Raw genomic sequence first — 13,419 nt, 5'->3', positions numbered from 1 at the left:
AGTGATGGTCAGAGGCTATTTAATGCTGCTATTCAAAAGCTGCTCTGTATCAGCTGTATGCAAAACCTAGACTCAATATTTCTATACACTTATTTTGCATACAGTTGTCACGTTGCAGAACGTTCAGCTTCAAGCTATTTGACAACCTTCTTAAAAGGCAGGTTTCCCTGCCCTAAATACGCTTCATCGGGTTTTCAGTAGGCCTTCATTTTTCGCCTGGCATTTGCCCAACAAGTGCTAAACGCACATCTATACCTTCCACTTGGAAATGCGGTACTACATAAGTATTGACTCGGTAGTAACCTGGATTCCCAGGGATCTCAGACACAGTAACATCAGCATCTTTTAACGGGTGCGTCGCAATAAGTGACTCGTCTGGGTTATTCATCTTAGTCACCAACGCGCCTAACCAATCGTTAAGCTGCTGCTCTAGCTCGTGACGGGGTTTACTGGAGCCGATATTTTCGCGTTGGATCACCTTCATATAGTGAGCAATACGCGACACTAAATAGATATAAGGTAATCTTGCGTTGATCCTTGAGTTAGAGGTTGCTTCTGGCGTTTCAAAAATCTGCGGTTTTTGCGCACTGTTTGCAGAGAAGAAACACGCAAAGTCACTGTTTTTATAGTAGCTAAGCGGGATAAAGCCTTGATTTGCAAACTCTAGCTCTTTAGTTTCTGAAATAAGCACTTCGGTTGGGATCTTAGTTTCTTGACCACGGCCAGCTTCAAAAGAATGCAGAGGCAAGTTTTCAACGCGCCCACCAGATTGCGGACCACGAATGTTTACCGCCCAACCATTTTGGTGGAAGCTACGCACGATGTTTGCTGCAAACGCAAACGTCGCGTTCCCCCACAAATAACGTTCATGATGCTCGCTGCTTACGTCTTCTTGATAGTTAAAGTGACGAATCGGGTTTAGGTCACCGTATGGTAAACGCAGTAGGAAACGCGGAAATGCCAAACCTATGTAGCGTGCATCTTCAGACTCGCGGAAATTCTTCCAACGCAAGAACTCTGCCCGTTCCATATATGACCCTAAATCTTGAATTTTTGATACTTCTTCAAGTGAGTCTTTTAAGAAAAACTTAGCGCCAACACTACCTAAAAATGGGCAGTGTGCCGCTGCCGAAACACGAGAAATCTCTTGTAATAGTGATATATCAGGTGCAGAACAATCGAACTCAAAGTTTGATACCATAGTTGAGATTGGCTCGCCCCCAGGCGTATCATACTCAGCGGTGTAAACTTGCTTGTAAAGTGCAGATTGCGTTGTGTCGGGGGCTTCTTCGAAGTCATCTCGCAGTGTTTCTTTATCAACGTCCAGCAGTTCTAACTTAACATTCGAGTTGTTTGGACAGCGGCTTACTAAGTAACGTAACGAACGCCAAGCCGACTCCACTTTTTGAAATTGCGGATGATGTAAAATTTCGTCCAGCTGCTCAGAGATAATCTTATCTACTTTTGCGATATAGTCATCGAGTAACAATTTATCGATACGAGAGACTTCTTTGTTATCGTTCGTTGCCATATCTAAAAAGACGTTGATTGCCGCTGTGAGTCGCTCGTTAGTATCCGTTTCAGCTAGGTTATTCGCGTCACGGAAGTTATCAATGCTAATTTCGCTTGAAACCGGCTCGATAGACACGAGGTCGCAGATCGTTTCATAAGCTGAAGCAGATAGAGTTTCTTCTTTACGCGCTTCTACGTTTAACGTTTCTTGCATATTCATCGTTTAGTGTCCTTACTCTTGCGGTTGTTTTTCTTGCTCAGACAAAAGCGGCGCCAGCTCATTTAGGCGAGCCTTTAACTCTTCAAGCTCAGGTTTGTTTTGTAAGATACGCTCAAGCTCTTTTCTAAGTGTTGAGTTATCAAGCAAGTTTGATTTTAAATCACGCAGTAGATTACGCATGGACATCATTTTGTTTAGCTCAGGCACTTGCGCAGCAACCTGTTCAGGGTCAAATGACTTAAAATCATCAAATGTTAAATTGACACCAATTTCGCCATCACCTGCAATTTTATTTGCCACCTGGAATTGGGCTTTTGGAGACATATCTTTTAGCACTTGCTCTAAATTATTTTTATTTATGGCAACACGCTCTCGCTCAGAAAGCTCACTATCGTTTTGACCGTTAGAGTAGTCTCCAACAACCAAAACTTTCATTGGAAGTTCACTTTTTTGCGTTGCACCATCGGTTTCCAATTCCAGCGCTATATTAATCCGCGCTCTTGGGATCTCTTTTTGAAACGTATCAGACATTGTCTTTCCTTATTTAATCAGTCGTTGCGCCTGCCGTCACAAGCCCAGCGGTTCACACTCAAACCCAGTCGATGGCTGAGCTTACTTTGGTTACGAGCATTTGCTGCTTTATTTCAGTCGCTCGTTGGTCAAATTCATCTCCTTGCTCTGCAGATACAGCTTCATTACATTGTTTCGCATAGCGCCACACTTCAAGAGCAAACGATTCATGCCACAAATCCAGCCTGTACTGCTCAATGTCTTGCAGTAACTGCATAAACATCGGATAGGCAAGATCAGCGCGCTCACTGCGCATTAACAAGCGCGCTTGATATAGCTTTTGTTTTGAAAACTCGAATTTATCCTGTGCATTGCCTTCCATAATCTTGAGGGCTTGCGCAAGTTTATTCTGATCAACCAAAGCTTGTGCTTCTTTAAACTTATCGAGCCAAACCTTTTGGTCACTGTCATTCGCCGCACTATCACTTTGGGTAAGTAGTTTATGCTCACCAATTCTTTCGCGGTTTGCTGCTGAACAAAATTCACTACCATCTTCATATTTGAGACTCAACAGCGTTGGGTATTGATCTGCAATAGCTGCCAGCTCTAATTCTATCCACTGTGCCTCTTTAAATAACTTCAATCCCTCTAACGCTGTAATCGTCAACCTCTGTAAGTTCAGATTAAAGTGCATCGCTCCTTCCATAAAAAGCGCTTCCGCTTTTTCAAGCGCCTCACTAAACTTCTCTGCCGCTAATGCATTTTCTATCGGCACGAATGCAGCCTGTCTTGGGGCTGGTAAACGGGTTTTCAGCTCACCGTCATGGGGCGGAAGTGCCAACGCCCCCCACCTTACAGCACGAGATAGGCGGATTGCTCGCATCCAGTTTTGGTTATCTCTGTCATAACTAAGCAGCTTGCGCACTTGATCTGTATAAGCTGAATCAGACTGTGGTGTCTCTGGAATGACCGCAGCGGCGGCTGAAGGCTTAACTGAATTAGGCTGTGGAGCCACAGGTGTTTGCGCTTCTTTGCGCGCTTGGGTCTCGACAGCTGGTGTCGCCGTTTTCGATGGTTCTTGCACTTTCTGCACTTCTTGCGCAGAAATCACAGGGACAGGCTGTGAAATCAGCTCTTGCTCACACCACTGTTTTAAATCAGCTAGCGGGCCTGAATCGGCATCCAATATTGCCACACTCTCGGTTGCATATTGGTCAAGTACTCGCTGTAGTTCTGGCCACTGCTCAGGCGTTGTTGCGCTATGAGCAGTGGCAACTCCGAGTAAGCGTTGCTGTTGCTGTAAAAACCAAGTATGAACTGACGCTCTTGCTCTGGCTTTGGTTGGGTGGATCTGCGCTTGGAACTTTAGTAACAGCTGGTTAAATAGATCCAATGAATGGATCAAACCTTCAAGTCCAAATTCAGCAGTCGCTGCCAAAGCCAAATACGAGGCGACCCGAATATCTTTTGTCTGGGACTCTAACAGTGTCGATGCCAAAATAAAGTTGGCTTTAAAGTCCGGCTCAGCAACTCCTGAAGAAGATGCTTTTAACGATTTAAACGACTCTTCGTATTTTAAGTCTTCACCACATGGAGCATCAGTCAGCGGCTCGAGTAAACGCGCTAACCACGCGTCCCAACTTTGGTATTTATGCGGTTGACTCATAGCTTACTCCAACTTCTTAAAGCATCGAATACACTCATATTCGACGCTTTTGCTAATTCATACATGTGTGGTGTCACTGGATGCTGCGGCAGCGTACCGGTAAGGTTTATGGTTGTTGACAGGCTATTGTGCTCAAGCCACACAGATGAAAAATAGGATGCTGGCATTGGCCTGCAATACACCACCAGCGACGCACGCTGACTTAGCTGTCCGTAATTATAAAAACACCAGGGTTGCCAGTGATGATCTGCAACCATATTAGTAATGAGATGAAGCCAAAATGCCCCCAATAAATGAGTGTCCTCCCCCATTTGTGGCATAGGCAGTTTCAAGCCAAACTGACAACGTAGACAACCCTGATTTTTGACCATTTTTAGCGCCGACATCACTTGACCAATAAGCTGAGCCCGCTGATCTAAATCACCTAATTCCAGTGCATCCCACACTCGTTGGATAGGTGATGCACGCAAAGCCGACATCGCTTTATCAAAATCGATGGGCATCGAAACGAGATCACTTACTTGTTTAAGCGCTTGTGCACTGCGGCGCATTTGCTCCACGTTACTGCAGTTTCTGATCAATTCATGATTTAAGCTTAAAGATTTAAAAGCGCTGTCGCATTCGCTAAATAAAAATGCTGGATTTTGCTTGTAGTCAGCATTACTAGAGAGCACAAATGAGCAAAATGGATATTGTCTGCCGCTTTTATCTTCACTGGGTTGCAAAGTGCCTAGTAAACAGTTTTCGTCCTGGCCCGATGCAATAAAAAATAGTGTTGATTGTTCTTTTTGTGCGACGCTATCTTGCCCCTGTGCCTGTCGATTCATGTCGGCATAACCTTCTTGTAGCCAGCGCTCTAGGGTAATTGCTTCTCTCGAGTCGACGTTAAACTTAATGAAATCGGCTTGGATGGGACTCTTCCCCATAAATCCAAAAGGCTGCGTCGTCGGCACTTTGGCGACTTTTTTACTGTTAAAAAAACCAAACATACCGATCCTACCTCAATGCCACGTTATCACTGGATGCAACATTTACGCTGGTATCAAACAGTGACTCCGGTAATGCAAAAGACGTCATAAAGTACTTGCTAAATATGCCGCTATTTCTGCTGGATTTGAGCGCTACTTGGACTTGGATAGGCGCGCTATTTTCTTCAGCCTCTCGTTCTAGTTGCCAAGTCGCCATAAACTCAGTTCCACGTACCCACTTTACGTTTGCTTCGTTAAGCACCTTCAAAAACGCCCATGGTCCAGATTTTTCAATTTCAATTCTGCGGCCATTGCTGTCAAGGCCATATACAACGGCTTTCTCCGTCCCAGCTCTTGCAGGCCAATTAAAGCGGCGCCACTCTTCAGGTTCGTTTCGATAACGATAGTTCTGATCACTAAACCCTATGTACGTTTCTTTTAAGCCCCTTTGTGCGACGGGCATCATTTGAAAGCTGATCCCTACCTCTGAACCATCACGTGGGAACAACGAGCGTGTTACTTTTCTGGCTTTAGTGAGTTTATCTAACACACCTGGCTTAAAACCAATGCCAATGCCATTCCAAGTCTTTTCCACCCACTCACCGCGTTTTAGGCGTAAATAAGGTGAAAGGTTTTCGGTCATAAACTGCCAAAATATCCCTGACTCTTGATTCAACAGCTCACTGATGTCTTCAACAGCGGCGTCGGGGCCTGCAATATTAAACGGATATTTACCACGAACATTGTCTTTGTAGGTTAAGAACACTTGGTTAGTCCAGCGCTCGTTTAGCTGCACTTTAGCTTCATTCATTACCGTCTGTACGCTTGCTAATAGCGGCGCTTTTAATAGCTTTTCAAGCGCTTGCTTGGTATCTGGATCAAGGGCCCTAACTTGGCTTTCTACCACCACCCATGCACTCTGCAACGCATGGTTTTTACTATCACCATTGAGTAAGGTTTGGGTAAACGATGTTGCCATGTAATCATCGTTATTACTCGCAGCAATCGTTTTAATGTCTGAGTGAAATGCACTTAACGCACCTAAATATTGCTCTAGGTAGTCAGAGCGTGCGTTTTCTTCACCTTTGGCAGTGTATCGACGAAGATCTGCAAATCGGCTAGATAATTCTGGCACCCGAGTTTTAGATGCCGCTTTAATTTTGGCATCTTGCATTTTGCTGTTGTTCGATTTAGCCAACAAAGCATTGGCTTGCTCTGCTAACTTTTCTGTTTTTACCTTTTTAGTTGGCGTATCACTTAGATTGACGTTCTCGTCAATAGATGCCATCAAATCAACTAGTGGGCCTTCTGCTGAGGATAATTGCGCTAAAGTTAGGCTCGCTGCATTACTGGTATTGAATGGGCTTATCTCAACCGAATTTAAAAATTCAAACCAAGCGTTTGCATAATCTCTAAAATACAGAGCACGGATCGATTTGACCAAGGCACTGGCTTTTGCTTCATCCACCGAACCTTGGTTCTCTGGGTTCTCTGTACCCATTACCCAGTCACCTGAAAAAGCTCGATTCGCGGCAATCTTGATTGCATCAAACACTTCATTTTCCCACGCTTCTTTAGTGTAAACATACGGAATACTTAACTTTGATTGCAAAAACGTTTTATTGTTTTGCTGCATCATCTGGTCTAAGGTTAATGCCGCTTTAGAAACCGTCACTTTTGCTTTGATCTGTTCATATAAAGCTGCGGGTTCTGGTGCGCTCATCAAGTCTGAACGTGCCTGATTAACTAAAAACTCATTGTTTTGCCATGTAGCTAGCTGCTGATTGCTTGGCTCTACAGCGAGTTGGGCTAAATAAAAATCAATTAAAGCTGATAATTGTTCATTTAACGCTTGAGTATCTTCATTCAGCATCAATGCTAATCTGTCTGCGGTGTAATCAAGTAGTTCAGACTTAGCATAATCCTGGTCTAAACGTGCAAACTCACTACTCATCATTAGCTGTAACTTCAGCGCCTGGTAGTATTTATCACGTAGCTTTGGCTCAATGCGTTTAGCCACTTGTTCTTCTGTGCTTAATAGTGCGGTCCAATTTTGATGACTTTCAAATAAAGCATGCTGCACCAACTCAGAACTTGGCTCACCAATCAAAGCCTGAACGCGTTGGCGCAATACTTGCTCAATTGGTTCAATGGTATTGTCAGCGCTATAAACGCCGAGTAGGAAATACCAAGGTAGCTTTTTCTCGTAACTAATCAGCTCCTGATAATGCGAGAACAATGACAATGTCGAGTTAAACTGTTCAGTCAATGGCTGGTTTTCGACTCGGGTATTAACCACCGCCGTTGTCAACTTATCACCTGTTACTAGAAGTTGTTGATTGTGAGTGTACGAATTGACTAGTAGGCCAGCTAACGCAAAAACTGAGGTAACACATAAACACACTGCAAAGCCTTTAAGCCACTTTTGCACGCGGCGTTTCTTGCGATTGCCACGAGTTAAGTCCTGCAACTTAAATAACACATCTTTGAAGACCTGATTAATAAAGAATGCTGAAGTAATGCTTTCTTGACGATATTCGAACAACACCGAACGGAAGGTGGAAAGTCTACTCGTTGCACTGCGTTCAATAGGCGTTCCCTCTTGTGTTCCTGAGGTAAAATAAACGCCAGCAAACCAAGGGACTTCTTGATAAGGGTTTTCTTTAAACAGCGTGTCGATAAACTCTTCAACCTTTGCAGATGCAGCCTTAAACTGGTTTGGAAAATCGTAAATCAGCTGCTTTCGCTGAGCATTGCGTTCGCGTGTCATTTTAACCAAACGCTGATCACATAAGCGCTGGTATAACCCCGTTAGGTGTTTTGAGAAGTTTTCGCTTGCCACTTCACCAGTATTGGTTCCGTCATCTTCTAGTAAGTATGCTCCCCACGGCTGTTTCCGCTCATCTTCACTTAGCTCATTAAAAAATGGTTCGAAACCACTGATCAAATCGCATTTAGTAAATACCACATATACCGGAAAAATCAGTCCAAGTTGGTTAATAAGCTCTTCGATGCGAGCGCGGATCTGTTTAACGTGATCTCGGATCTGTTCACTATCTGAAGTAAGAATATCGGCGACGCTAATAGCGACCATTACCCCATTAATCGGCTGCTTAGCACGATATTTACGAAGTAACTTTAAAAATGAGAGCCACTGTTCGTTGTCGGACTCTTCCGTAGTATAGCGTCCCGCAGTATCGATAAGGACAGCTTGGTCTGAAAACCACCAGTCACAATTGCGTGTACCGCCAAATCCCTGAATATGCAGCTGATTTGATTTTGAATAAGGGAAATGCAGACCAGAGTTTGCAAATAAAGTGCTTTTACCTGCAGCCGACGGTCCGATAATCATATACCATGGTAATGCATAGAGTGCAGCGTTACCGCGATATCCGGCGCCTAAATGCGAAGCTTTTAAAGCAGACAATGCTTCTTCCATTTTTGCTTTAATTTCTTCGACTTCAGCCTCGGTGCCAGCGTGGTTGTTAGCAATTTCTTTTGCTAATTTATCGCCAGATCGTTTTACCCACAACCAACGGACTAACAATGATAAGCAAAATAAGCCAAATACCGCTCCCATTACCATCAAGCGATGGTTTTGATCTTCAAGACCAACAAAGCGACCCGCAAACCAGATCAGCGTTAAGATCGCGATGATCCCAAACCAATGCGCCGTCGCACGAGACGATAAAAACCCTAAAACTAAGTGCACTAGCCCACTACGATTCACTCCTGACATCTTGCTACCTCGCTTTCCCTGTTTTCTCTAACTGCGTTAAAACTTCAATATGCTTATCGATTTGCACAACTTGCTGATCCGCACGGTTCTCAATGAAATAGGTAGAACCAACGTACATACAAGCTAATAGTGCTAGTGTTATTGATAAAATAACCCAGTAAGGTAAATTCCTACCGACCTTTGCTACCATACTTTCGTGAGGTTTTGCATGGTCTGAGAGCTGTAATTTAGCAGGGCCAGAAAGTTCTTCTAATTGCGCTCTGATATCTAGCATAAGCGCCTTGAGCTGCTCGACACCCTTAATTTTATATACCCCTTCGAACCCTAATTGCAGGCAAACAAAGTACACTTCAAGCACCGTGCGCTGCTGAGCGGATGCACGGCGAATATTTTCTAACTTTTCAAAAAATGCTTCACCTGCACGCATATTGCCAAATAGCTCTAGCTGTAAAGGTCGCGCCATCCATTCCATGCTGTATGGCTTTTGCGCTGTCATGATCTGCTCATCAACTAACGCAGTTAAGGCGAATTTTGCCTCTTGCATTTCTGATGCGCCGATCCGCGCGTCGTAACAGCTTTTTTCATATTCATCAAAAGCATCCATGACCTTACTACGTAAGCCATCAACGCCTTGGTGATCTGCCCCACCTTGACGAATTGAAGTAAGCACTTCAAGTACCGGTGAAATACAGGCGACTAATTCGGATTTATTTTTCGACGCTTCCATGACCTTTACCTATTGTTTATGTGTTTGCCACCGAAACTACTTCCAGTTTCACGCCTTGAAGGCTAAATGGCACAAAAATTCTTAATGCTAATTCTTGTACAACTTGTTCCCAAGCCGCTCCATGAGGTTCAACTTTAAAATATTCATAACCGCCCTTAACTGACACTCTATTAGGTGGGCGCTGGCAATGTGTTAATTTGACGCCGCCAAGTGCAGAGGCGATTAAAATCTCTAGCTGACTTGGTGCTGCAAGCTTAACTTGCTCTGCAAACAACTCGATCCATTGCGTAGATTCATGCTCATAGAAGGCCGCAATATAGATCTCACCTCGAGTCAATGAATTACTGTCTAACTCTTTTAGCTCAAAAATAGATTGAGAAATTGCCGTTAATGCCAGATCAGAAGAACGAGCCGCGCTAATAGAACCAATGAGCGTCTGAATATGAGACTCGATTAATCCAAAGCTATGGGTAAGGTCCTGATGTTCATAACTCGGCAACTCAAATTGACTACCATCAGGTTCAAAGTTAATAAGCTGACAAATCAGCTTATTCAGCGACATAAATAGCGAATCAGGGCTCACTCTAGTAGCACTTGAAAACTGTTTGATTTCTGGAAACACTGAGCTAAAGGCTTGTAGCAACAAAAAATGCTTCAATTCTGTTGGCCCAAAGTCTTCAACTATGCCCATACTTGCTCGGTTTGTAAGTAACGCCATATACTTGGCTTCTATCATATTAACCAGCTTATTTATTCGCTCAGACAAGTAAGCATGGGCCTTAATATTTAATACTGGGGGAATATAATTATGATCAAGTTCAAAGAGGCCGTGCTCACCGCGGCGAACTTTGATGCAAGGAAGTTGCTCAATAAAGCTATTGCTCGCACTATGCTCGACCAACATAAGTTTGGGTTTAGCGACCATCACTTCAGCTTTACGATTAGGGTCATGGGCGTCTTGAAGCTCAACGAAGTCACAATCATAGGCGCTAAGTTGCCCAGTTTGTGGATAACCTTGGATATTGCTCACTGAGTGGTTGTTGGCTAGTGCAATACTTATGGTGTACTCGTTTTTTGTGTCATCTAGCTCAAACATAGGCGCTTCATGCTCAGTAAACACATGTTGAATATGACGACCACTTTTAAAAATTGCAGAGATACTATGTAGCTTGACTACACCTTTAGCCAATGCTGACTCATCAAAAACACACCGCTCAATGCCAAATGCATTGTCTTTTAAACTTTGTTGCACGCCTACTAGCTGAGCTTGCTGGTATTGGTCAAACAGTTGCAGATGCTGTTGGCTTAACATTAGCCCTTCAGCCCATACCGGTTTGTACACGTTATTATGCTGCATTACTTGTTCTCCTCAACATCAGGTAAACGAAGAGAATTACTCGTAATTTCAATATCAAGAGAGGTAGAAAGCGGCACAGGCCAATCGTTTAAGTCATAAAACGCTCGCCACTTTCCGCCCGTTCTATCTCTAAACAATGCTACAAATGCGACATACTTTGCCGATTCGGCCTGTTCAAACTCAATTTTAACCCGATCAGATGGATTTACGGTCCGCTCTTCTACAGTCACTAGCGTATTTGCAAGAATCGATTTATCCGATTTCCACAGCTGTTCGAAGGTAGAATTTTTAAATGCCTGAATATCTGTAAGTTGATAAACTTTTAATACCACAGGTAGTGGCTCGTCAAATTGGTTTAAATTTATGTTATCCGTCGCAGTTACATCCAGCTTGACGTAAGTAGACATGCAACCCGTTAAAAATAAAACCATTATAAATAAAGCATTCCTAGCCATATTCGCCTCAACTATAAGACATCCAAAATAGATTATTGGAAATAATTAATCTTTTTAATTTCCAGTACAATAGCAAAAATACAATTGATTTAACTATTTAACAAGAAATTACAGTGCACAAGTATGCAGTTCGTAACTGAATACTAAATTAATATTCATAATTCTCCACAAGCTTATTGCAAACTACTGTTTTTATTGAATTTAATAAAGACTCAAGAAGATCATAGGGAAGGAGTAAAAACCAAAAAATCAATTCATTTTGCATTAAGGTTTCTTGTAACTCGTTGAGATTACCACTTCCCTGAAAACAAAAACCACACTAAGAAACCGGGTTTTTGATGTACATTCTCGAACGGCGCATAAGATACACAAACCAGTTTTTTAGATCAACCTTAATATCAAATTAATACTAAAAGGCAATTTTAAAACACACTTGCATTACACCAAGATACTGTAATAACCTTATTTATATTATGAATTAAACTAATAACAGATAATTACATAAACAATTACTGTTTACATAACATTAACCAAAAATAGTGGACCACTGAAAGCGTCTGCAACACAGCGTAGGTTAAATAACATGCACACAAGGATGGCAGTTTACGGCACAAGCCAAACCACACACGTGGTCAACTTTGAACTAACCACTTGTATCAATGAAGGTTTCGTTTGTCGTAGTACTTTAGAATCAGACTCTGATCTTTCATTCGAACTTTTGGTTGGTAATGATGTAACTTTTGAAATAATCAATCCAGACCAAACAAGCGCTTTTTTCACGGGAACTCTGTTTGAGATCCGCTCAACCATCACCTCTGAGCATACTAACTCCTATGAGATAACCCTTATGCCCAGAATGGAGTTATTAAAGCGGACAGAAAAAAGTCAGGTTTTCGTAAACACAACTGTACACTCTTTAATCAACTCTCTTATTTTGAAGGCAGGCTATTCACAAGAATGTATAAAATGGCGTGTCACTAAAGATTTACCCACGCTACCACAGTGCGTACAAGCGCTAGAAAACGACTACACCTTTTTCACCCGGCTGTTAGCAAAATACGGGCTAATTTATTGGTTTGAATGCCATGACTTTATTGAGTCGATAGTGATTGCCGAGGGGAATCTCGCAAGCCCGTATATTGAGCGAGGTTTGCTGTCGGTAACGGATAAAGATGGCCTGGTTCACGAACATGAAACTGGCTTTGTTGGGTTTACGCAGTGCCAAAGCCGCCATCGTTTTAGAATGGGTGGCTCACAAGTGCATATGAATGCCCATCCGCCAACCTCGGTCAGCTCGGCGCAACGTAGCTATTTTGAACCTGCTGCACAGAATCCCGCTGAGCAATTTGAGCGCACCGGCAATCTCGAGCTTGCCTATCAACAAGGTAAAAATGAAGTCACGCTGGTAGGAAATGTGGCCGAAGCCAATGCCGGTTATTCGTTTTCGTTAAATGGTAAATTGGGCACAGCGAAAGGTGGCGATTATACTTGTATCCGCAGTAAACAGGTGTATAAACAAGGCAGCGCTAATGACCCAAACCAAGTTGCTCACCATAGCGAGTCGGTTTGTGTACCACGGGGTGAGCCAATTCGTATTACTCCCCCAGAGCATAGCCCCAAGCCGATGGTGTTTACCGCCACAGTGCGCTCGCTGTCTGGTTCAAAGACCAACCCTCATGTAGATACGCAAGGGCAATATGCCACGCAAGTACATTTTGATGATCAGGTGACCGAGTCGGTAAAGCGCCTCACACAATATGTCTGTCGCGGTCAAAAGCAGCCTACAGGATTACACTTTCCACTGCTGCCAGACAGTAATGTACTCATCGGTTGTATGAACAATGACCCAGACCAAAGTTATATTTTAGGCTTTGCCATTAACGACACCCAACCTTCGGTTGTTACTAGTGCTAATAACACCCAGAACGTGCTCTGCTCTCGTGGCCAAAACCTATTGATGTTTGATGACACCCCAAATACCCCACATATTGTGTTGCAAACTTTAGCGAGCAAGCAGCAGCTGGTATTACATGGGGATAAAAAGCAGCCCTATATTCACTGGCTTGCGCAACTTGGCGCGATGAACATTTTTGCAGCCAAAGACATACAACTGGGCAGTGTTAAAAGCGCAATTCGACTACTCACCAATAAAACCTTTATTGCCAGCGCCAAACAACAACTGGCACTGGAGAGTAAAAAGTCGGTGATTGCCGATGCAGCAACCAACCTAGACGTCACCGCCAATCAAATTGACGTAAGTGCCAA

The 13,419-nt window shown here is 43.3% G+C and carries 9 protein-coding genes; 1 reads left to right on the top strand and 8 read right to left on the bottom strand.

All coding sequences use genetic code 11. The features are described 5' to 3' along the window. Nucleotides 1-205: 205 nt before the first annotated feature. From tssC to tssJ, 8 genes are read right to left on the bottom strand one after another with little or no spacing between them, the layout of a single operon-like run. A complete protein-coding gene (tssC, locus tag CEX98_RS21330) occupies nucleotides 206-1,732 on the bottom strand; it encodes a type VI secretion system contractile sheath large subunit (RefSeq protein WP_099644005.1) in 1,527 nt (508 codons plus the stop codon). Nucleotides 1,733-1,744: 12 nt separating this feature from the next. Continuing rightward, a complete protein-coding gene (tssB, locus tag CEX98_RS21325; protein ID WP_099644004.1) occupies nucleotides 1,745-2,263 on the bottom strand; it encodes a type VI secretion system contractile sheath small subunit in 519 nt (172 codons plus the stop codon). A gap of 58 nt (nucleotides 2,264-2,321) precedes the next feature. Continuing rightward, nucleotides 2,322-3,908, bottom strand: coding sequence for a TssA family type VI secretion system protein (locus CEX98_RS21320; protein ID WP_099644003.1), 1,587 nt, complete (start codon nucleotides 3,906-3,908; stop codon nucleotides 2,322-2,324). Then, nucleotides 3,905-4,897, bottom strand: coding sequence for a type VI secretion system-associated protein TagF (tagF, locus tag CEX98_RS21315; RefSeq protein WP_099644002.1), 993 nt, complete (start codon nucleotides 4,895-4,897; stop codon nucleotides 3,905-3,907). The genes CEX98_RS21320 and tagF overlap by 4 nt, the downstream gene beginning before the upstream one ends. A 7-nt stretch (nucleotides 4,898-4,904) precedes the next feature. After that, the gene (tssM, locus tag CEX98_RS21310) at nucleotides 4,905-8,615 is read right to left on the bottom strand and encodes a type VI secretion system membrane subunit TssM (protein WP_099644001.1); all 3,711 of its coding nucleotides are present in this window, start codon (nucleotides 8,613-8,615) and stop codon (nucleotides 4,905-4,907) included. Nucleotides 8,616-8,619: 4 nt separating this feature from the next. Further along, nucleotides 8,620-9,342, bottom strand: a complete 723-nt coding sequence (gene icmH, locus CEX98_RS21305; protein ID WP_099644000.1) for a type IVB secretion system protein IcmH/DotU — start codon at nucleotides 9,340-9,342, stop codon at nucleotides 8,620-8,622. Between the two features lie 16 nt (nucleotides 9,343-9,358). Then, nucleotides 9,359-10,699 (bottom strand): type VI secretion system baseplate subunit TssK, encoded by a 1,341-nt coding sequence (tssK, locus tag CEX98_RS21300; protein WP_099643999.1) that lies wholly within the window; start codon nucleotides 10,697-10,699, stop codon nucleotides 9,359-9,361. Then, nucleotides 10,699-11,130, bottom strand: a complete 432-nt coding sequence (gene tssJ / locus CEX98_RS21295; RefSeq protein ID WP_277948944.1) for a type VI secretion system lipoprotein TssJ — start codon at nucleotides 11,128-11,130, stop codon at nucleotides 10,699-10,701. The genes tssK and tssJ overlap by 1 nt, the downstream gene beginning before the upstream one ends. 607 nt (nucleotides 11,131-11,737) lie before the next feature. Here tssJ and CEX98_RS21290 point away from each other — a divergent pair. Continuing rightward, nucleotides 11,738-13,419: contractile injection system protein, VgrG/Pvc8 family (locus CEX98_RS21290; RefSeq protein WP_277948943.1), on the top strand; the 1,682-nt coding region annotated here is incomplete at its 3' end.

The organism is Pseudoalteromonas piscicida (assembly GCF_002744175.1).
In the GTDB taxonomy this organism is placed as follows: Bacteria; Pseudomonadota; Gammaproteobacteria; order Enterobacterales; family Alteromonadaceae; genus Pseudoalteromonas; species Pseudoalteromonas piscicida_B.
Note: the sequence above shows the minus strand (reverse complement) of the source record. Positions and strands in the feature narration are given on the sequence as shown.